The sequence below is a fragment of the Acinetobacter sp. YH12052 genome (assembly GCF_013419835.1).
Lineage (GTDB): Bacteria > Pseudomonadota > Gammaproteobacteria > Pseudomonadales > Moraxellaceae > Acinetobacter > Acinetobacter amyesii.
This window is the reverse complement of the sequence record NZ_VOZI01000017.1, coordinates 55,724-77,666: the sequence shown is the minus strand read 5'-3', so window position 1 is coordinate 77,666 and position 21,943 is coordinate 55,724. Positions and strand designations below refer to the sequence as shown.

Here is a 21,943-nt window from a genome sequence, read left to right as displayed (position 1 = left end):
TTAAAGAAGGCGTTGAAATGGTTATGCCTGGTGACAACGTAGAAATGTCAGTAGAATTAATCCACCCAATCGCAATGGACGCTGGCTTACGCTTTGCGATCCGTGAAGGTGGCCGTACAGTTGGTGCGGGTGTTGTTTCTAAAGTAACTGCATAATATAATACAGTTATCTTTGTACAGATCGAGAGTTTCGACTCTCGATTTGCTCTGCAGGTCAGTAGTTCAATTGGTAGAGCGTCGGTCTCCAAAACCGAATGTTGGGGGTTCGAGTCCCTCCTGGCCTGCCAAATTTTTTTAAAAAGAAGCTTGATGCTGGCTCAACTGGTCATATAATAAGTCGCGAATCCTACGACGAGTACAAAAATGTCGAATGATAAATCGCGTGACGCATTAAGCGACGCGCCAATTCCTCAAAGAAATAATCCTGCTGAAGTTGTTAATTCTGGTTCCCCTTTAGACTATGTTCTGTGGGTTATCGCGTTGATTTTACTCAGTAGTTCTATGATGGTGAATCAACATTTGCCAGCATACTGGGCACCAGCGAATGATGTCTGGGTCCGTGTTGGGGTAATTTTGGCTTGTATCATCGTGGCTTTAGGTTTATTATACGCCACCCATCAAGGCAAAGGCTTTGTTCGATTGTTGAAAGATGCTCGAATTGAGTTACGTCGAGTGACTTGGCCAACCAAGCAAGAGACCATGACCACATCTTGGCAGGTACTTGCGGTAGTCTTAGTGGCATCTATTTTATTATGGTGCTTTGACTATGCTTTGAGCTGGTTAATGAAGTTTATTATCGGGTAAGAGAGCTATGAAACGTTGGTACATTATTCATGCCTATTCAGGCTATGAAAAACAAGTGTTACGCTCACTTAATGATCGAATCCAGCGTAGCGCTGTAGCCGATAGCTTTGGTGAAGTCCTTGTCCCTACTGAAGAAGTAGTGGAAATGAAGGATGGTAAGAAACGTAAATCTGAGCGTAAATTCTTTCCTGGCTATGTGTTAGTCGAAATGGAAATGAATGATGAAACTTGGCACATTGTTAAAGAATGTCCAAAAGTATTAGGTTTCATTGGTGGTACTGCAGAAAAACCTGCACCAATTACGCAAAAAGAAGCTGATGCGATTCTTGCACGTGTACGCAATACTGGCGAAGCACCTCGTCCTAAGACGATGTTTGAACCAGGTGAAGAATTACTCGTAATTGACGGTCCATTCACCGATTTTAAAGGCGTGGTGGAAGAAGTTCTATACGATAAGTCACGTTTAACGTTGACGATTAATGTATTTAATCGACCAACTCAGGTTGAGCTGGAATTTCGCCAAGTCGAAAAATCGGTTTAATTTAACTTGGTTGATAAACGCCCGATTTGTTATGAGTCGGGCATTGTTGTTGTAACGGTATCGTTACTTATATGTATGGGGAGCCTAGCGGCGTTAGTACCCAGAGGTAATTGAAATGGCTAAGAAGATTGACGGCTATATCAAGCTGCAAGTTCCAGCTGGTAAAGCAAATCCATCTCCACCGATTGGTCCTGCACTAGGTCAACGTGGTGTTAACATCATGGCATTCTGTAAAGAATTCAATGCTGCGACACAAAAAGTTGAAGCTGGTCTTCCAATTCCAGTAGTGATCACTGTGTACAACGACAAGTCGTTCACATTCATCATGAAAACTCCTCCTGCTGCGATTCTTCTTAAGAAAGCTGCGGGCATCCAAAAGGGTTCAGCTGTACCTAACAAAACTAAAGTTGGTAAGTTGACTCGCGCTCAATTAGAAGAAATTGCGACTACTAAAGAACCAGATCTTACTGGTGCTGATTTAGACGCACGTGTACGTACCATTGCTGGTTCTGCGCGTTCTATGGGCTTGGAAGTGGAGCTATAAGACATGGCTAAATTAACTAAACGTCAAAAAGCCATTGTTGCTGCTGTTGAAGCTAACAAAGTTTACACTTTGGAAGAAGCAGTTGCAGTTCTTAACGGCCTTCCAGCAGTAAAATTCAAAGAATCTTTGGATGTTGCTGTAAACCTAGGTGTTGATCCTCGTAAATCTGACCAAGTTGTTCGTGGCGCGACTACACTTCCTGCAGGTACTGGTAAAACTGTACGTGTAGCTGTGTTTGCTCAAGGCGCTGCTGCTGAAGCTGCTAAAGCTGAAGGCGCAGACGTTGTTGGTTTTGATGATCTTGCTGAAAGCATCCAAGCGGGTAACCTTGACTTTGATGTAGTAATTGCAGCTCCGGATGCAATGCGCGTTGTAGGTAAACTTGGTACAATCCTTGGTCCACGTGGCTTAATGCCAAACCCTAAAGTGGGTACTGTAACTCCTGACGTAGCTTCTGCTGTTAAAAATGCGAAAGCTGGTCAAGCACGTTACCGTGTAGACAAAGCTGGTATTATCCACGCTGCGATCGGTCAAGTAGGTTTCACTGCTGAAGCTGTTCGTTCAAACGTTGAAGCTCTTGTAGCTGACCTTAAGAAAGCAAAACCTGCTACATCTAAAGGTGTTTACATCCAAAAGATCACTTTAAGCTCAACTATGGGTCCTGGTCTTGTTGTTGATGTAGCAAACGTTTCTAAATAAGTTTCGACTTATTACAGAATTTTAAAGCCCTGAGTAATATTTAAAGCGCTGCTTTAAATATTACGCAAGATAGAAATTAAGCTTCATTCGAAGCACAGCTTCTCATCTTGCGGGTCGGCAAAGCATGCTTTGCTGATCGCCCCTCAGGCAAACTTTGAATTGATAAATTTAGATTTATCAGCGTCAAAGACCTCAGGCGAGGGGAGTTTTATGCTTTCTTCTTAATAGCCCAGCCTGAGTAGACGCGGTGGTGTGATTTGTTCCTCCTCCGCGTGTTGGTTCAGTGATGAGCTAACGAATTGGGAGTGCATCTGTATAGGTGCATAAATCACCGTTAGGAGGTTTTACAATGGCTCTTCTTATCGAAGGCAAAAAACAGATCGTAGCTGAAGTAACTGAAGTTGCTTCTACTGCGTATGCTGCTGTTGTTGCTGACTATCAAGGTTTAACTGTTGAGCAATTAACTGCTCTACGTGTTGAAGCTCGTAAACTAGGTGTTGCTACTCGTGTAGTTCGTAACACTTTGGCTAAACGTGCTCTTCAAGATACTCAATTCAATATCTTGAGCGACAACCTTGTTGGCCCAACAATCTTAGCTTTCTCAACTTCTGAAGACGACATGGGCGCAGCTGCTCGTTTGTTCGAAGAATTTGCTAAAACTAATAAAGCATTTGAACTTAAAGCTGCTGCATTTGACGGTAAAGTTTATCAAGGTGCTGAAGTTAGCGTTATCGCGAACCTTCCAAACCAAGAGAAAGCGCTTACTATGCTTGCAAACGTTCTTCAAGCTCCTATTTCGAAATTGGGTCGCCTTATTACTGCGCTCAAAGAGAAAAACGAGTCAGAAGCTGCTTAAGCTTAAATCAATTTACACACCATTCAATACCCATTTGGAGTTACTCTCATGGCTTTAACAAACGAAGAAATCTTAAACGCAGTTGCTGAAAAAACTGTTCTTGAACTTGTTGAACTTATTTCTGCTTTCGAAGAAAAATTCAACGTATCTGCTGCTGCTGTAGCAGTTGCTGCTGCTCCTGGCGCTGCTGGTGCTGCTGCTGAAGAACAATCAGAATTCAACGTTGAGTTGACTTCTTTCGGTGCTAACAAAGTTGCTGTAATTAAAGCAGTTCGTGAAGCTACTGGCCTTGGTCTTAAAGAAGCTAAAGATCTTGTTGAAAGCGCTCCTTCAGTTCTTAAAGAAGGCGTTTCTAAAGAAGAAGGCGAAGAACTTAAGAAAAAACTTGAAGAAGCTGGTGCTACAGTTACACTTAAGTAATCTTAAGGGGAGTCGATTTTTTTATAATCGGCTCCAAAAAATGGCTGGTGGCCCTTGGGTCATCAGCCTTTTTGCGTTACAATAATCGGCTCGATTTTTGTTTGCATGATATAAAAATCATACAAATTAAAAATAATTTATAAAACCAAACGCTTACCAATATTTTTCAGTAAAAAAATATTGTTAAGCGTTTTAATACCACTAAAAATTGCAGCATTTGTGAAAGTGGTGGCCATATCGGCCTGCGTAATTCCTTCTAAGTTCGTTCTGCAGGCGGACTTAGTTTACTTTCCGAGGACTCCAGATGGCATACTCATATACCGAAAAGAAACGGATCCGTAAGAATTTTGGTAAATTGCCCAAGGTAATGGATGTTCCGTACTTGCTCGCGATTCAAGTCGACTCGTACCGAACTTTCCTTCAAGACGGCAAAACTCCAAAAAACCGCGAAGATATCGGTCTCCAAGCCGCATTTCGTTCAGTTTTTCCTATTGAAAGTTATTCTGGCAATGCTGCTTTAGAATTTGTTGAGTATAGTCTTGGTAAGCCTGAATTTGATGTGCGCGAATGTATTCTTCGTGGCTCAACTTATGCGGCGCCAATGCGTGTAAAAATTCGTCTGATCATTAAAGATCGCGAAACTAAAACAATCAAAGATGTGCGTGAGCAAGAAGTCTACATGGGTGAAATGCCACTTATGACAGACAACGGTACCTTTGTGATCAATGGTACTGAGCGTGTAATCGTATCTCAATTACACCGTTCACCAGGTGTGTTCTTTGACCACGATAAAGGCAAAACTCACTCTAGCGGTAAAGTTCTTTATTCTGCTCGTATCATTCCTTACCGTGGTTCATGGTTAGACTTTGAATTCGATGCAAAAGATCTTGTCTATGTTCGTATTGACCGTCGTCGTAAATTACTTGCGACTGTTGTGCTTCGTGCCTTGGGTTATAACAACGAACAAATCCTAGACATGTTCTACGAAAAAGTACCTGTATATCTTGATATGGGTAGCTATCAAATTGACTTGGTTCCAGAACGTCTACGTGGCGAAATGGCACAGTTTGATATCGTGGGTACAGACGGTAAAACAATTGTTGAACAAGGTAAACGTATTAACGCGCGCCATGTTCGTCAAATGGAAGCAGCAGGTCTTGAAAAACTTTCTGTTCCTGATGAATACCTATATGAACGTATCGTTGCTGAAGATGTAACGTTACGTGATGGCGAAGTTGTTGCGGCAAATACCGTACTTAGCCATGAAATTATGGTGAAATTGGCTGAGGGCGGCGTTAAGCAATTCAACGTACTTTATACCAATGACATCGACCGTGGTCCATTCATTGCGGACTCTTTACGTGCAGATACTACAACTGGTCGTGAAGAAGCACTTGTAGAAATCTACAAAGTGATGCGTCCGGGTGAGCCACCAACAAAAGAAGCTGCTGAAAACTTATTCAATAACTTGTTCTTCTCTTCTGAACGTTATGACTTATCACCAGTAGGTCGTATGAAGTTCAACCGTCGTTTGGGTCGTCCTTACGAAGTGGGTACGGATCAGAAGTCTCGTGAAGTTGAAGGCATTCTTTCGAACGAAGACATCACTGATGTATTGAAAACATTAGTTGAAATCCGCAACGGTAAAGGTGAAGTCGACGATATCGATCACTTGGGTAACCGTCGTGTTCGTTCTGTTGGTGAAATGACAGAAAACCAATTCCGTGTTGGTCTAGTTCGTGTTGAACGTGCTGTTAAAGAACGTTTATCTCAAGCTGAAACTGATAACTTGTCTCCGCAAGATTTAATCAATGCGAAACCAGTTGCTGCGGCAATCAAAGAATTCTTTGGTTCAAGCCAGTTGTCTCAGTTCATGGACCAAAACAACCCATTGTCTGAAATTACACACAAACGTCGTGTATCAGCATTGGGCCCAGGTGGTTTGACTCGTGAACGTGCGGGCTTCGAAGTACGTGACGTACATCAAACTCACTACGGTCGTGTATGTCCAATTGAGACTCCTGAAGGTCCAAACATTGGTTTGATCAACTCACTTTCTGTTTATGCGAAATGTAATAACTTCGGTTTCTTGGAAACTCCGTACCGTAAAGTTGTTGATGGTCGTGTAACGGATGACGTTGAATACCTTTCTGCGATTGAAGAAGTAGGTACTGTGATTGCACAGGCCGATTCTGGTATCGATAAAGACGGTAACTTAACTGAAGAATTCGTATCTGTACGTCACCAAGGTGAATTTGTACGTATTCCACCAGAAAAAGTAACGCATATGGATGTATCTGCTCAGCAGGTTGTATCTGTAGCGGCATCACTTATTCCGTTCCTTGAACACGATGATGCTAACCGTGCATTGATGGGTTCAAACATGCAGCGTCAGGCTGTTCCTACTTTACGTGCTGACAAACCGCTTGTTGGTACAGGTATGGAAGCAAACGTAGCGCATGACTCAGGTGTGTGTGTACTTGCGAAACGTGGTGGTCGTATTGAATTCGTTGATGCTTCTCGTGTCGTTATTCGTGTAAACGAAGAAGAGATGGTGGCAGGCGAAGCAGGTGTAGATATCTACAACCTGATCAAATACACCCGTTCGAACCAAAATACATGTATCAACCAAAACGTTGTTGTCCGTTTAGGTGACAAAGTTGCACGTGGTGACGTTCTTGCTGATGGTCCATCAACAGATGGTGGTGAATTGGCATTGGGTCAAAACATGCGTGTAGCGTTCATGACTTGGAACGGTTACAACTACGAAGACTCGATCTTACTATCAGAGCGTGTACTTCAAGAAGATCGTTTAACGTCTATCCACATCCAAGAGCTTTCATGTGTTGCACGTGATACCAAATTGGGTGCTGAAGAAATTACAGCGGATATCCCGAACGTGGGTGAAGCTGCACTTTCTAAATTGGATGAATCAGGTATCGTTTATATCGGTGCTGAAGTAACTGCTGGTGACATTCTTGTAGGTAAAGTAACGCCTAAAGGTGAAACTCAGTTAACTCCGGAAGAAAAATTGCTTCGCGCAATCTTCGGTGAAAAAGCGGCTGACGTAAAAGACTCTTCATTACGTGTATCTTCATCTGTGAAAGGTACTGTAATTGACGTTCAAGTATTTACACGTGACGGTCTTGAAAAAGACGAACGTGCTCAAGCAATTGAGAAAGCACAACTTGATGCTTACCGTAAAGACTTGAAAGAAGAATACAAAATCTTCGAAGAAGCGGCTCGTGAACGTATTGTTCGTCTATTGAAAGGTCAAGAATCTAACGGTGGCGGTACAACTAAACGCGGTGACAAATTAACTGAAGAGTTATTGTCTGGTCTTGAGTTGGTTGATCTTATTGAAATCCAACCAGTCGACGAAGCGATTGCTGAACGTTTAACTCAAATTCAAGTGTTCTTGAAAGAGAAGAGCCTTGAAATTGACGAGAAATTTGCAGAGAAAAAACGCAAACTTTCTACAGGCGATGAACTAACAACTGGTGTATTGAAAGTTGTTAAAGTTTACTTGGCTGTAAAACGTCGCATCCAACCGGGTGATAAAATGGCGGGTCGTCACGGTAACAAAGGTGTTGTATCTAACATCTTACCTGTAGAAGACATGCCACACGATGCAAACGGTGTTCCAGTTGATGTTGTACTTAACCCACTGGGTGTGCCATCACGTATGAACGTGGGTCAGATTCTTGAAACTCACTTGGGTATGGCGGCTAAAGGTCTTGGCGATCAAATCGACAAGATGATGAAAGAGCAGCGTACTGTACTTGAGCTTCGTGATTTCTTAGACAAGATTTATAACAAAGTTGGTGGCGAACAAGAAGATCTTGATAGCTTGACTGATGAAGAAATCTTGGTGCTTTCAGGTAACTTGCGTAAAGGTGTTCCTTTAGCAACACCAGTATTTGATGGTGCTGAAGAATCACAAATCAAAGAATTGTTAGAACTTGGTGGCATTTCACGTACTGGTCAAACAGTATTGTATGATGGTCGTACAGGTGAACGTTTTGACCGTCCTGTAACTGTAGGTTACATGTACATGTTGAAACTGAACCACTTGGTAGACGACAAGATGCATGCGCGTTCTACTGGTTCTTACTCTCTAGTAACTCAACAGCCGCTTGGTGGTAAAGCACAATTCGGTGGTCAGCGTTTCGGTGAGATGGAAGTATGGGCACTCGAAGCTTACGGTGCAGCATACACACTTCAAGAAATGCTTACTGTGAAGTCGGATGACGTTGAAGGTCGTACCCGTATCTATAAGAACATTGTAGATGGTAACCATTACATGGACCCAGGTATGCCTGAATCGTTCAACGTATTGACCAAAGAGATCCGTTCTTTAGGTATCAACATTGAACTGAAAAATGGTGACTAATTAGCTCCATTGAATCTCCCTTGCGAAGCAGTGCTTCTCACCTCTTTAATCAAGAGGGGCAAGGGGGATTTCTCAGTTAAAAAACAATATTTGTGACCCAGTTGTGAAGTGAAAATCTCCACAACACACGGAGAAAAAAATTGAAAGACTTGCTCGATATCATGCGCAAAAAGACGGATTCAGACGGTCATGCTCCTGTAGAGTTTGATCGCATCCGTATTGGTCTTGCGTCACCAGAAATGATTAAGTCGTGGTCTCATGGTGAAGTTAAAAAGCCTGAAACCATTAACTACCGTACGTTCAAACCTGAACGTGATGGTTTATTCTGTGCCAAAATCTTTGGTCCAGTAAAAGATTACGAATGCTTGTGTGGTAAATACAAGCGTATGAAATACAAGGGCGTCATTTGTGAAAAATGTGGCGTTGAAGTAACAACTGCAAAAGTACGTCGTGAGCGTATGGGTCATATTGACCTTGCTTCTCCAGTTGCACATATTTGGTTCTTAAAATCACTTCCTAGCCGTATCGGTCTGCTTTTAGACATGACTTTACGTGATATCGAACGTGTATTGTATTTCGAATCATACGTTGTAACTGACCCAGGTATGACTCCACTTGAGAAATACCAACTTCTAAACGACGAAGAATACTTCACTGCTTTAGAAGAACACGGTGATGAATTCACTGCGAAAATGGGTGCAGAAGCAGTTCAAGATTTGTTGAAAGACATCGATCTTGAAGCTGAAATTTCACGTCTTCGTGAAGAAATTCCAAATACAACTTCAGAAACGAAGCTTAAAAAAGCTTCTAAACGTCTGAAATTGATGGAAGCGTTCAAAGAGTCGAACAACAAACCAGAATGGATGGTGATGAATGTACTTCCAGTACTTCCACCTGATCTTCGTCCGTTGGTTCCTCTAGAAGGTGGTCGTTTTGCGACTTCTGACTTGAACGATCTTTACCGTCGTGTAATCAACCGTAACAACCGTTTAAAACGTCTACTAGACCTTGCAGCACCAGACATTATCGTACGTAACGAAAAACGTATGTTACAAGAGTCTGTTGATGCATTGCTTGATAACGGTCGTCGTGGTCGCGCAATTACTGGTTCGAATAAACGTCCTCTTAAATCTTTGGCAGACATGATCAAAGGTAAACAAGGTCGTTTCCGTCAAAACTTATTGGGTAAACGTGTCGATTACTCTGGTCGTTCGGTAATTACTGTAGGTCCAACTTTACGTCTGCACCAATGTGGTCTTCCGAAAAAAATGGCACTTGAATTATTTAAACCATTCATTTTCGCGAAACTACAAGCATCTGGCCAAGCGACAACCATTAAAGCTGCGAAGAAAATGGTTGAGCGTGAAACTCCAGAAGTTTGGGACGTACTTGCTCACGTAATTCGTCAACATCCAGTGATGTTGAACCGTGCGCCTACACTTCACCGTTTGGGTCTTCAAGCATTTGAACCAACCCTGATTGAAGGTAAAGCGATCCGTCTTCACCCGTTAGTTTGTGCGGCATTTAATGCCGACTTCGACGGTGACCAAATGGCGGTACACGTACCATTAACACTTGAAGCTCAGTTAGAAGCTCGTGCGTTAATGATGTCAACAAACAACATTCTTTCTCCTGCGAACGGTGAGCCAATCATCGTACCTTCTCAGGACGTTGTCTTAGGCTTGTACTACATCACTCGTGATGCGATCAATGCCAAAGGTGAAGGTATGGTGTTTGCGGATACTGACGAAGTAAACCGTGCACTTGCAACAGGTCAAGTTGATTTACACGCTCGCGTAAAAGCACGTGTACACCAAACAGTCATTGACGAAAATGGTAACCGTGAACAACAAACCATTGTTGTAGACACAACTCCAGGTCGTTGTTTACTTTGGGAAGTTGTACCTGAAGGTATGGATTTCCAACAAATCAACGTTGAGATGACGAAAAAGAACATCTCTAAATTGATCAACTCTTGCTACCGTAAATTAGGTCTTAAAGATACTGTTATCTTCGCTGACCAATTGATGTACTTGGGCTTCCGTCAAGCGACTCACTCAGGTGTGTCTGTTGGTATGGAAGACATGTTGATTCCGCCACAAAAACAAGCAATTATCGAAAAAGCTGAAGTTGAAGTTCGCGAAATTGAACAACAATTCGAGCAAGGTTTCGTAACTGCCGGCGAACGTTATAACAAAGTTGTCGATATTTGGGCACGTACAAACGACCAAGTAGCGAAAGCGATGATGGACAACTTGTCTTTCACAACTGTTAAAAACAAACAGGGTGAAGACGAGAAACAAAAATCATTCAACTCGATCTACATGATGTCTGACTCAGGTGCCCGTGGTTCGGCAGCTCAGATTCGTCAGTTAGCGGGTATGCGTGGTTTGATGGCGAAACCAGATGGTTCGATCATTGAAACACCAATTAAAGCGAACTTCCGTGAAGGTTTGACCGTACTTCAGTACTTCATTTCAACACACGGTGCACGTAAAGGTTTGGCCGATACTGCATTGAAAACTGCGAACTCAGGTTACTTGACTCGTCGTTTGGTTGACGTTGCACAAGACTTGGTAATTACTGAGCCAGATTGTGGTACTTTCGACGGTCTTGTAATGACTCCGTTCATTCAAGGTGGCGATGTCATCGAGAACTTAGGTACTCGAGTATTGGGTCGTGTACTTGCTGAAGATGCGAAGAAACCAGGTTCGGATGATGTGATTCTTCCACGTAATACTTTAATCGACGAAAAACTTGCAAACTACTTAGAAGAGCAAGGTGTCGATGAAGTGAAAGTACGTTCAGTTGTAAACTGTGAATCTACTTTCGGTGTATGTGCGAAATGTTACGGTCGTGACCTTGCTCGCGGTCACTTAGTGAATCCAGGTGAATCTGTGGGTGTAATGGCTGCTCAATCAATTGGTGAGCCAGGTACACAGTTAACAATGCGTACGTTCCACGTAGGTGGTGCTGCGAGCCGAACTTCTGCTGCTAACAGCGTACAAGTTCGTAACAAAGGTACAGTACGTTTCCACAATGTGAAAACAGTACAACACGCTAAAGGTCACTTGGTATCAACTTCACGTTCAGGTGAAATCGGTATCGCAGATGACATCGGTCGTGAACGCGAACGTTACAAAATTCCATACGGTGCTTCAATCATCATTAAAGATGGCGAAGCTGTGGAAGCTGGCGGTATCGTAGCGACTTGGGATCCGCATACACATCCACTTGTTACCGAAGTTGCAGGTAAAGTGCGTTTCAGCCAAATCGCTGATGGCGTAACTGTGACATCGAAAACTGATGATGCAACAGGTATGACGACTATTGAAGTACTTCCAGTAACTTCACGTCCAGCATCTGGTAAAGATATGCGTCCAGCTGTTGTATTGGATACAACAGATGGCGGCGAACAGTTCTACTTCTTGCCACAAAATACGATTCTGACTGTTCGTGATGGCGAAACAATTGGCGTCGGTGACGTAATTGGTCGTGTACCACAAGAATCTTCACGTACACGTGATATTACTGGTGGTCTACCGCGTGTAGCTGACTTGTTCGAAGCACGTAAACCGAAAGAACATGCGATCCTTGCTGAAATTTCAGGTATCGTAAGCTTCGGTAAAGAGACCAAAGGTAAGAACCGTCTTGTGATTACTCCGGATGATGGCTCTGAGATTTACGAAGAGCTAATTCCGAAATGGCGTACGATTAACGTGTTCGAAGGTGAGCATGTGAACCGTGGTGAGACCATTTCTGATGGTCCGCAAAATCCACACGACATCTTACGTTTGAAAGGCGAAGTTGCACTGACAAACTACATCGTGAACGAAGTTCAAGACGTATACCGTCTGCAAGGTGTAAAAATCAACGACAAGCACATTGAAGTGATCGTACGTCAAATGTTGCGTAAAGTTGAAATCACTGACGGTGGTGATACAAGCTTCATCAAAGGCGAGCAAGTGGAATACATCCGCGTTGTTCAAGAAAACCAAGCTGTGGCAGCTCAGAACAAGTTCCCAGCGAAGTTTGAACGTCAATTGATGGGTATTACCAAAGCGTCGCTTTCTACTGACTCGTTCATTTCTGCTGCATCGTTCCAGGAAACAACTCGTGTGTTAACTGAAGCTGCTGTAACAGGTAAAGAAGATGAATTACGTGGTCTGAAAGAAAACGTAGTTGTAGGTCGTCTGATCCCAGCGGGTACAGGTTTGGCTTACCACTTAGAACGTCGTCGTCAAGAGTCTGAAGCTGCAGAGCTTGAGCTTCACAATGATTTCTCTGATGTAGATCAAGCATTAAGCCAAGCATTTAGCGATGAATTTAACGGTCTTTAATTAGCCCTTAAATCATTCAAAAAAGCCACCTTTGGGTGGCTTTTTTTATGCGGATGAATTGAAAATTAAAGCTTTCCTAATGTTGATTTATTTCCTATAGTAAAAATAGAACATAACAAATCTCTTGATTTTTAAACTTAAACATAACGGGGTCTTTTGATGAAATTTACACAGCAATTATTCGCAGTTTCTGCATTATTCAGCTCATTGACGGCGATTGCTGCACCTATGCCCAATTCGATTGTGGTAGAAGATAAAGCTGTAGTTCCAGTACTAAAAACAGAAGTGATTCGCCGTGTTGCAGGTCAAGAACCTGTACGTCAAGTGACTGCAACAGTGTTAGAAATGACCAATAAAGGTCAGGATATCGTGGCACGTGAAATTGAACTTTCAGATCACCAAAGTGATTTTTCTGAAAAGAAATTATCGATTCCTGTACTACAACGTGGTGGTGTCATCGTCCCGACCTCTAAAATTGAAACCAAGACTACGGTGAAGCAGGACGGTCAGATTATTCGTCAAAACACCAATATTGATGCAGAGGGTGTAGAGTTTAAGAAAGGGCAGGAACCGATTAAACGCACGCTAAAACTAGATCAGGCAACAGATCCAGAAAGCAAAGCCAAACTCTCTCATGCTGTGCTGACTGAAAATGGTGAAACCACAAAAGATTTGATGATTTTGGATGAAAACCCTGAGTGATTCGTGAGCGATTAGGCGTGGTTTTTTACAAAATGCAGCATTTATGCTCCAAGCCGTAACAAGCTATGTTTAATTGTTTCATACAATGGTTTTAGAATCATAGGTAATGAAGAAGACAAGGAACATCACAATGAAAAAAGTAATGAGCGTATGCGCAGTCGCGATGATGTCGACCCTAATGCTTGCTGGTTGTGAAAGCATGTCGCCAAATGAACAACGTATTGGTGCTGCAGCTTTAGGTGGTGCCATTGGTGGTGGTGTGGGTAATAATGTCGGTGGTGGTGTAGGTGCAGCCGTTGGTGGTGGTGCTGGTGCAGCTGTCGGTAGTAAAACTCAAAACGGTTCAAACCGAAATGCCACATATAGTGGTGTAGGTGGTGCGATTGGTTCTGCAGTCGGTAAAAGTATCTTTGGTGGTAACACCGGTGCTGCGATTGGTGGTGCAATCGGTGGTGGTGCAGGTGCTGCAATTGAGCAAAATCGCTAATCCAATCCGATAAAATTGAATGAAAAGGCGCTTAAAGATAAGCGCCTTTTTTTATTTGCGGGGACGGGGTTGCTTGCGACGAATGTATAGGGTTTTTTGAACTTCAGCGATACGTAAGCCTGCTTCATCAAAAATATTTAAACTATAGTTCCGTAGCACAGGTACGTGGTTATCTGCTAAGTTTTTAATATGGTTGATTTCATTTGGGTCGAGCTGGATATCAGCGTATACCGTTCCACGCCCGGGGGATAAAAATTGGATATTTGCGGCTTTATCCCACACGATATAACGTGAGCCAAGGTGATGCATCAAAATCAACATATAAAATGGGTCAACCATTGAATAAAGACTACCGCCAAAATGTACACCGACGATATTTTGATTTTTACGAGTTAATGGCATTTTGACGCAAATGTGATAATTGGCGAGATCAATTTTATCAATCGAAATGCCAGCACCTTTATAAGGGGCATAATGATTGAGTAAGAATTTAGAGACAATAGGCATTGTCATTATTTTCTGGATTATGCTCATACTGAGTCAATTTTTTTTTATGCTGAACTTTGCATACTAAATGAGTTTCAAAACTGTGGCATTGATCACATTACCCATGTTCACAAATAAAACGTCAATTCGATGGAATCGATAAAAGGACTAGAAGAATGCAACCACTAAATACGCAATGGGTGAATACCACAGATCAACAACGGCTCTATGTAAAGACATGGGGTGATGAAACCAAGCCCGCTTTGGTTTTGGTTCATGGTTATCCTGATAATCAGGAAGTATGGGAACCGGTTATTGAACATCTTGGTTCTGAATTTTATATTGTGAGCTATGACGTGCGAGGTGCAGGGCAGTCATCTGTGCCCCGTAAAGTACGAGATTACCGTTTAGAACAACTTTCACTTGATTTAGATAGTGTGACGCAAGCGGTATTAGGCGAGCGTAGTTTTCACCTAGCTGCGCATGACTGGGGTTCAATCCAATCTTGGGAGTCGGTCACAGAAGCAAAGTTTAGATCGCGAATTTTGTCTTATTCAACCATATCTGGGCCATGCTTAGACCATGCTGCATTTTTATTAAGAGATAACTTTAAACATCAGCAAAAAAAATTACTCAAATTGTTGAGCAAGTCATGGTATATAGGAGTATTCCAATTACCATTTCTTGCACCTGCCGCTTGGCATTTTTTGAATGCAGAGCGATGGGGGAAAATTGTTAATGATTTAGAACGAACTCAACAATTGCCGTTAAATCATAATATTCAACATGACGGTAAATATGGTATCGCGCTTTACCGTGCTAATTTTACTCCTCGTTTAACGCAGCCAAGACAACGTCATGCTATATGTCCTGTGCAAGCCATCGTATTAAAATATGATACTTTTGTCAGTCCAGATTACATTAAAGAATTACCTAATTGGGTTGAAGATTTATCTGTAGTTGAAGTCAATGCCAATCATTGGGCTGTGCTGAGCCAACCCGAAAAAATTGCAGGTTACATCGCTCAATTTGCGCAATCACAGCAGCTTTAAGTAAATCTTTCAATAGTGTCAGTTTCATCGATAGGGGGCTAAATAGCGAGCAAATTCTGATAAAATATGGTTTTTTGTCAGACTCCCTTTTTTCTTATGTTTGCTATTCTTGCCGCAATTACAGTCATGTTTGGACTGTCGCTGGCACGCGTGCCTGTTGTATTTGCACTGATCATTGGTGCAGTAATAGGTGGCTTGTTAGCTGGCCTTGGTATTCATGGCACCATCGAAGCGTTTAATAGTGGCTTAGGCAACGGTGCTCAAATCGCACTTGCTTATGGCGTGTTGGGGGCATTTGCTTTGGCACTTGCGCGTTCAGGTTTGCCTGATTTACTGGCTTATCAACTCATTACCAAACTCAAAGGTAACAGTAATGTGAAAGCCCAGAATCGCGTGAAATACGTAATTTTCGCTACTATCGCTTTAGCCGCCGTATGTTCACAAAACGTGATTCCAGTGCACATTGCGTTTATTCCAGTATTAATTCCACCATTACTCAGTGTATTTAATCATTTAAAACTTGACCGTCGTTTGATTGCTTGTGTTCTGACTTTTGGTCTTGTGGCGACTTATATGCTGGTACCTTTTGGTTTTGGTGCTATTTTCCTTAATGATATTTTAGGTCAAAACATCAATACCTTTGGTAAGCCATACGGTTTCAACATCAGCTATGATCAAATTCCAACTGCTATGGCAATTCCAGTATTTGGGATGTTTGTTGGCTTATTAATTGCTGTTTTTTATAGCTACCGTAAACCACGAGAGTATGCTGACGTTCAGGTTAAGGAATCACAGCACACCATCTCATCTGATGTAAAAGCAGATGAAAATGGTAAACCACAAGTCGCTAAATTTACTTTGATTATGGCTGCGGTTGCAGTGGTTGCTACGCTTTCTGTTCAAGTCATATCTGAGTCGATGATTTTGGCGGGTCTGGTTGGTGTTGCGATCTTAAGCTGTGCAGGTATTTTTAAGTGGAAAGAAGCCGATGATGTCATTATCAGTGGTATGCGCATGATGGCACTGGTTGGTTTCATTATGATTTCTGCGCAGGGCTTTGCATCTGTGATTGAGGCTACGAATCAAGTACCAATACTGGTACAAGCTTCGGTTGAATGGATTGGAAACAGCCGAGGTTTAGCTGCATTTTGGATGCTATTGATAGGGCTATTAATTACCTTAGGTATTGGTTCTTCATTCTCAACAATCCCAATTTTGGCCATTATTTATGTACCACTTTGTATTCAATTTGGTTTTAGCCCAGCGGCAACGATTGCCATTATTGGTACAGCAGCAGCTTTAGGAGATGCAGGTTCTCCGGCATCAGACTCAACTTTAGGCCCAACATCAGGCCTTAATATGGATGGTCAGCATGACCACATGAAAGACAGTGTGGTCCCGACCTTCATTCACTACAATATTCCATTAATGATCTTTGGTTGGATTGCCGCAATGGTACTCTAAAAAATTTTCAAAGATAAATAAAAAAGGTGATTATATAATCGCCTTTTTTGTTATTTAATCCTGAGGATTTTGGTTGGATTAAAATAATTCATTTTATTAATTCTGATTAAAAAGGTTGGTATATTATGAATAATAAATTAATTATAACGGTGAAAATATAAAACCAAGCATTGTACTATGATTAAAATAAATATATATAATTAATAATGACTTATATAATAATGTAAAAATTTATAAAATAATAATGTTGCATAATTTTAATACTAATGTTTAATATTAATTATTCATTCTAGAAGGTTGCTTTAAAATGTTAAAACAAGCTGCTCTTATTGCATTATTGGGTATGTCTGCTTCAGCGATGGCTGGTCAATGGCAGGTTAAAGTTGGTGCTTCTGTAATTGCTCCAACTGCAGATACTGATATTGCTAATGGTGCTTTAAATGTAAAAGCAGATCATGAGTTTGCATTTACACCGTCTGTAGAATATTTCTTTAATGACAACATTTCAGCTGAATTACTATTAGCTACACCAATTAGTCATGATGTGGATGTAACAGCTGCGGGTTCAAAAGTTGCTGGTGTTAAATTGAAACATCTTCCACCAACAATTACTGCGAAATATAACTTTAAAAATTCAACTGGCTTTACACCTTACATTGGTGTGGGTGGTACAGCATTTGTTGCTTGGGATGAAGATGGTTCAGGTGTGCTAGAAGGCACAAAGGTTAAAGTGAAAGAGTCTTATGGTTTTGCTGGCCAAGTTGGTTTTAACTACCAACCAGCTGATGCTAAAAACTGGGGCGTATTCTTTGATGCACGTTATGCTCAAATCCAGCCTGAAGTTCAAACAGTTGTCGAAACTTTTGATTTAGATATCGATCCAATGGTGTATACAATTGGTTATAGCTACAAATTCTAAGCTGTAGCTAATTTTAAAACCCTGTCGAATGGCAGGGTTTTTTTATGCAGTATATTCCATCCATCAGTTGATCGAATTGAACAAATAGGCAATAGAAAATTTAGGTAGAAGTGTTAGAGTCGAGATAAATCAGCAAGTTGGATGAAGAGAAAAGACGATGAAAAAAATTATTCAGGGTATGCTGGTCTTGGGCAGTGCTTATTTTATTTCGACAAGTTATGCCGCAAGTTTTGATTGTAAAAAGGCGAAAACCATTACCGAACATGCGGTTTGTGATAACCGTAGTATTAATGATGCCGATGTCAAAATGGCAACAACCTATACGATTATTCGTCATTTGGTTCCCATGGGGACACGTGGTGCAATTCAAGATCAACAAATAAAATGGCTACAACTACGCGATCAGTGCCGTGACAATGTCAGTTGTTTAAGTGATGTATATAAAATGCGGCAGCAAAAACTGGATCTCTACATGGACCGTGTTTATAAACAAGGACCTTTTTAAACCTTAAAATTTAGTGCGACAGAATAAAAATTTTCCATTCATACTATTGAAAAATAGTGAAGTCCCTCCATTCATATAGGCAATTGATAATTTTACTCAGTATGAACGGAGAGACTGATGAGCGAACAACAATCTCAAAAACACAGCTTCCAAGCGGAAGTGGCTCAGTTACTGCATTTAGTAACACATTCTTTATATTCAAATCCTGAAATTTTCCTTCGTGAGTTGGTATCAAACGCATCTGATGCCTGCGATAAATTACGTTTTGAAGGCATTAACCATCCTGAATATTATGAAAATGATCCAGATTTACATGTGCGTATTCATTTAAATAAAGAGCAGAAGACAATTACCATTTCGGATAATGGTATTGGTATGACACAACAAGAAGCGATTGATCATTTGGGTACGATTGCTAAGTCTGGCACTAAAGATTTTATGTCGAAGCTTACGGGTGATCAAAAGTCAGATGCACAATTGATTGGTCAATTTGGTGTGGGCTTCTATTCAGGTTTTATTGTTGCTGAAAAAATTACAGTGGAATCACGTCGTGCTGGGGTAAATGCCGCTGAAGGGGTACGTTGGGTTAGTAATGGTACAGGTGAGTTTGATGTAGAGCCAATTGATAAGGCTTCACGTGGAACCGACATCATTTTGCATTTACGCGAGGATGCTTTAGATTATTTAGATCGTTACAAAGTTAAGCAGATTATTAATAAATACTCTGATCATATTAGTTTGCCAATTGAGATGCAGAAAGAAGTTTGGCAACAAGAGGAAGCTGCCGAAGACGAAGAAGCAAAACCTGGTCAATATGTACTGACGGATGAATGGGAAGCGATTAACTCAGCAAGTGCATTATGGACGCGTAATAAAAATGAGATCAGTGAAGAACAATATACTGAGTTTTATAAAAACCTGAGCCATGATTTTGAAGCCCCGCTTGCGTGGACACACAACCGTGTAGAGGGAAGTACGGAATATACACAGTTACTTTATATTCCATCTCGCGCACCAAGCAATATTTTCACACGTGAAGCTAAAGCAGGAATTAAGCTCTATGTGAAACGTGTATTTATCATGGATGATGCGGATAATTTGATTCCTAATTATTTACGTTTTGTTCAAGGTGTGGTGGATAGCGCAGACTTACCACTTAATGTAAGCCGTGAATTATTACAAGAAAGTCGCGACGTTAAAACGATTCGTGAAGGTAACGCCCGCCGTATTTTAACGGTGCTAGATGGTTTGGCGAAATCTGAAGATGTTGCTGATCAAGAGAAGTTTGCAAAATTCTACGCTGAGTTTGGTTCAGTCTTAAAAGAAGGCTTAGGCGAAGACATAGCGAATCGTGAGCGTATTCTAAAATTATTACGCTTTGCTTCGTCAAATAATGATGAAGTGAAAACATCATTTGCAGACTATAAAGCCAATATGAAAGAAGGCCAAAAGGCAATTTACTATGTGACTGCTGATAGTTTAAATGCTGCGAAAAACTCACCACAACTTGAATTGTTCAAGAAAAAAGGTATCGAAGTGCTGCTCATGACTGAACGAGTGGATGAGTGGGCGATGGAATTTGTTTTTGAGTTTGATGGAACACCATTACAGAATGTATCGAAAGGTGCAGTTGATTTGGGTGATCTACAAGATGCTGAAGAGAAGAAAGCACTTGAGGAAGCTGCTGAGCAGTTTAAACCTGTTGTTGAAAAACTGTCGGATGCGTTAAAAGATAAGACCTCTGAAGTGCGTGTAACAACACGTTTAGTGGACTCTCCTGCGTGTTTGGTGGTGGCTGAGGGTGAGTTGTCACCGCAACTGGTTCGCATGCTAAAACAAGCAGGACAAGCGGTTCCAGAGTCAAAACCAGTCTTGGAAATCAATCCATCCCATCCGTTGGTACAAAAATTAGAAAGTTCGGTGCAGTTTGATGACTTAGCAAATGTTATTTTTGATCAGGCGTTGATTGCTGAAGGCGGTTTACCCGAAGATCCTGCCCAATACATCAAACGGATTAACAGCTTATTGCTGAAGTAACGGTAGATATGAAATGAACCTCCTTCGGGAGGTTTTTTATTTGGTTTTTCGATAGAGCACATGAATAAAAACGTCCATGTTTTAATCTTTAAAATAAATTAAAAATAAATAATTAATCTATAATAACGATCATTAAGTATTGGGAATCTTAAGATGAAAATTTTAGTGATCGCTGTAATGGGCTCGCTGCTGTCTATGGGCTTCATGCAATCTGCTCAGGCAGACAGCTCTAAGCAAAAAATGGTGCGTAATGACCGTGTGCAGGTTTCAAAACAAATCGCACAATATGATATCAATCCTTTTGTAGATAGTCGCCGTGTGATGCGAAATGATCGTGTTCAGTATAGTTTTCCTAAAGTGAAAAAAGTCGCTGAAAAACAGCCGAGTATTGTACGTAATGATCGCGTGCGTGTGATTAAGAAAAATTGAAGCTGAGTTATTTAAAAAAAGCCCATCCTGTTGAGATGGGCTTTTTATTCGCTGTGAAATAGCGGGTTCTAGAACAAGGCTTCAAGGCGCACTAAAGCGCCCACAAAGTGGCTTTTATCGTCACGATGGTTGTTGAGGTAGTTGAGATCACCTTGGATATAAAACCATTCGCGCAGAAAGGGTTGTCGCCATGATACATAGGGTCCCCAACTGTTTAAACGCAGTTGATCGTTATTGTAAAAACCACCTGTATATAGGCCGTAGTTGAATCGGTTACCTTTAAAAAATTGGTGTTGGCGGTAACTGAAGTTATCCCATTTCAGATCATCATCCTGTGCATCTGCATAGGTTAGGTTGAATTGGTTTGAGATAAAGGGTTGGCCTGGACGGGCATGGGTTAATTCTAAATTGGTTCTTAGATAATTTTCACTATCGATACCATAACGATAAATTTGTTCGGCTAAAAAGCTAAAGTCGTTGTCGAGTTGCCATTTTTTAGCTGCTTTTAAGCGGACATATAGGTCATCACCAGAACGTAAACCTAGATCAACGTCAGTTTCAAAGGGCAGTCGATCTGAAATTTCTGACCAACGTAACGCGAGCGAACTGTTATCTTCACGGGTTTGCTTATTGTCATAATTTTTATCACTACGCCCCGCAGGGTTTTCATTGGTAATTGCAGCATTATTTTCTAATTCATTATCAAGTGAGTCATCACCAAAGACCACACTCAATTTTTTTTCTAAAGTGGGAAGCTTAATTTTACCGCGAATACGTGGCTTAATTTCGTATTCATCGTGCTTATTCCAACTGTTGTCTAAAATCACCCTAAGGGTAGCATTGGCTGGTTTATCAGGCTCACTTTGCCCAAACCAGTTATCCATGCGAACGGCCGTTCGATCTGCCCAATTTCGGACTTTCTTCTGTTGTCGATCGGTCCAGCTATTATTTTCCGTTTGTTCTGTTGTCGGAACAATGGGGTGATCTGATTGTTCAGGTAAGAAGGTCGGTGTTGCATCAATCCAACGTGGAATTTGATCTAAAAAATCATAGGTTTTTGGCATGATATACGGTGAACTTTGCTCGGTTGCAGGCACATCCTGCGAATGTTGCCCCTCAGTTTCATTGGCCCAAGCAACTTGATACATCAAGCTCATTGATGCGGAAAAAAGCAAAGTCCGAATAAAGTACTGTTGTTTTTTATGCATATGTTTTGGCTCTATTTAATTATCATCTGAGTATCCTGCATCTGTAGTTTTGTTATTT

At 41.4% G+C, this 21,943-nt stretch carries 18 protein-coding genes, 1 tRNA gene and 1 pseudogene; 18 read left to right on the top strand and 2 right to left on the bottom strand.

Features of this window, described 5'->3' with window-relative positions:
• From tuf to FTU06_RS13245, 12 genes and pseudogenes are all read left to right on the top strand, one after another.
• Positions 1–155 (top strand): annotated as a pseudogene (gene tuf, locus FTU06_RS13300) (elongation factor Tu); the annotation flags it as partial.
• A gap of 55 nt (positions 156–210) precedes the next feature.
• Positions 211–286: transfer RNA gene (locus FTU06_RS13295), tRNA-Trp, on the top strand.
• A gap of 76 nt (positions 287–362) precedes the next feature.
• Positions 363–803: a preprotein translocase subunit SecE gene (gene secE, locus FTU06_RS13290; protein ID WP_180147116.1), complete on the top strand. Its 441-nt coding sequence runs from the start codon at positions 363–365 to the stop codon at positions 801–803.
• Positions 804–810: 7 nt separating this feature from the next.
• Positions 811–1,344, top strand: coding sequence for a transcription termination/antitermination protein NusG (gene nusG, locus FTU06_RS13285; RefSeq protein ID WP_078189831.1), 534 nt, complete (start codon positions 811–813; stop codon positions 1,342–1,344).
• A gap of 115 nt (positions 1,345–1,459) precedes the next feature.
• Complete coding sequence (gene rplK, locus FTU06_RS13280) at positions 1,460–1,888, top strand: 50S ribosomal protein L11 (RefSeq protein WP_004868049.1); 429 nt, start codon at positions 1,460–1,462, stop codon at positions 1,886–1,888.
• A 3-nt stretch (positions 1,889–1,891) separates the two neighbouring features.
• Complete coding sequence (gene rplA / locus FTU06_RS13275) at positions 1,892–2,587, top strand: 50S ribosomal protein L1 (protein ID WP_078189830.1); 696 nt, start codon at positions 1,892–1,894, stop codon at positions 2,585–2,587.
• Positions 2,588–2,936: 349 nt separating this feature from the next.
• Positions 2,937–3,443 carry a 50S ribosomal protein L10 gene (gene rplJ, locus FTU06_RS13270; protein WP_111885844.1) on the top strand — a complete coding sequence of 169 codons (507 nt, stop codon included), beginning with the start codon at positions 2,937–2,939 and terminating at the stop codon, positions 3,441–3,443.
• 48 nt (positions 3,444–3,491) lie between these two features.
• Entirely contained in the window at positions 3,492–3,863 is a 372-nt protein-coding gene (gene rplL, locus FTU06_RS13265; protein ID WP_078189828.1) for a 50S ribosomal protein L7/L12, read from the top strand.
• A 304-nt stretch (positions 3,864–4,167) separates the two neighbouring features.
• Complete coding sequence (rpoB, locus tag FTU06_RS13260) at positions 4,168–8,256, top strand: DNA-directed RNA polymerase subunit beta (RefSeq protein ID WP_180002850.1); 4,089 nt, start codon at positions 4,168–4,170, stop codon at positions 8,254–8,256.
• Positions 8,257–8,396: 140 nt separating this feature from the next.
• A complete protein-coding gene (gene rpoC / locus FTU06_RS13255) occupies positions 8,397–12,596 on the top strand; it encodes a DNA-directed RNA polymerase subunit beta' (RefSeq protein ID WP_078192842.1) in 4,200 nt (1,399 codons plus the stop codon).
• A gap of 159 nt (positions 12,597–12,755) precedes the next feature.
• On the top strand, positions 12,756–13,298 hold the full coding sequence (locus FTU06_RS13250) for a hypothetical protein (RefSeq protein WP_180147113.1): 543 nt from the start codon (positions 12,756–12,758) through the stop codon (positions 13,296–13,298).
• A gap of 130 nt (positions 13,299–13,428) precedes the next feature.
• Positions 13,429–13,785, top strand: coding sequence for a DNA transfer protein p32 (locus FTU06_RS13245; RefSeq protein WP_078192840.1), 357 nt, complete (start codon positions 13,429–13,431; stop codon positions 13,783–13,785).
• Between the two features lie 51 nt (positions 13,786–13,836).
• Here FTU06_RS13245 and FTU06_RS13240 read toward each other — a convergent pair whose 3' ends face one another.
• Positions 13,837–14,319 (bottom strand): DUF4442 domain-containing protein, encoded by a 483-nt coding sequence (locus FTU06_RS13240; protein WP_180110483.1) that lies wholly within the window; start codon positions 14,317–14,319, stop codon positions 13,837–13,839.
• Between the two features lie 128 nt (positions 14,320–14,447).
• On the opposite strand from FTU06_RS13240, the gene FTU06_RS13235 reads away from it, so the two are divergent.
• The 6 genes from FTU06_RS13235 (at position 14,448) to FTU06_RS13210 (ending at position 20,677) form a co-directional block, all read left to right on the top strand.
• Positions 14,448–15,323 carry an alpha/beta fold hydrolase gene (locus FTU06_RS13235; protein ID WP_180147110.1) on the top strand — a complete coding sequence of 292 codons (876 nt, stop codon included), beginning with the start codon at positions 14,448–14,450 and terminating at the stop codon, positions 15,321–15,323.
• A 96-nt stretch (positions 15,324–15,419) separates the two neighbouring features.
• Positions 15,420–16,787, top strand: coding sequence for a Na+/H+ antiporter family protein (locus FTU06_RS13230; RefSeq protein WP_180147107.1), 1,368 nt, complete (start codon positions 15,420–15,422; stop codon positions 16,785–16,787).
• Between the two features lie 307 nt (positions 16,788–17,094).
• Complete coding sequence (locus FTU06_RS13225; protein ID WP_111885838.1) at positions 17,095–17,706, top strand: OmpW family protein; 612 nt, start codon at positions 17,095–17,097, stop codon at positions 17,704–17,706.
• Between the two features lie 157 nt (positions 17,707–17,863).
• Positions 17,864–18,211 (top strand): lysozyme inhibitor LprI family protein, encoded by a 348-nt coding sequence (locus tag FTU06_RS13220; protein ID WP_078189819.1) that lies wholly within the window; start codon positions 17,864–17,866, stop codon positions 18,209–18,211.
• Positions 18,212–18,328: 117 nt separating this feature from the next.
• The gene (gene htpG, locus FTU06_RS13215) at positions 18,329–20,248 is read left to right on the top strand and encodes a molecular chaperone HtpG (RefSeq protein WP_180147104.1); all 1,920 of its coding nucleotides are present in this window, start codon (positions 18,329–18,331) and stop codon (positions 20,246–20,248) included.
• Between the two features lie 153 nt (positions 20,249–20,401).
• Positions 20,402–20,677 carry a hypothetical protein gene (locus FTU06_RS13210; protein ID WP_180147101.1) on the top strand — a complete coding sequence of 92 codons (276 nt, stop codon included), beginning with the start codon at positions 20,402–20,404 and terminating at the stop codon, positions 20,675–20,677.
• Between the two features lie 68 nt (positions 20,678–20,745).
• Here FTU06_RS13210 and FTU06_RS13205 read toward each other — a convergent pair whose 3' ends face one another.
• Positions 20,746–21,885 carry a hypothetical protein gene (locus FTU06_RS13205; RefSeq protein ID WP_306669627.1) on the bottom strand — a complete coding sequence of 380 codons (1,140 nt, stop codon included), beginning with the start codon at positions 21,883–21,885 and terminating at the stop codon, positions 20,746–20,748.
• Positions 21,886–21,943 lie beyond the last annotated feature (58 nt).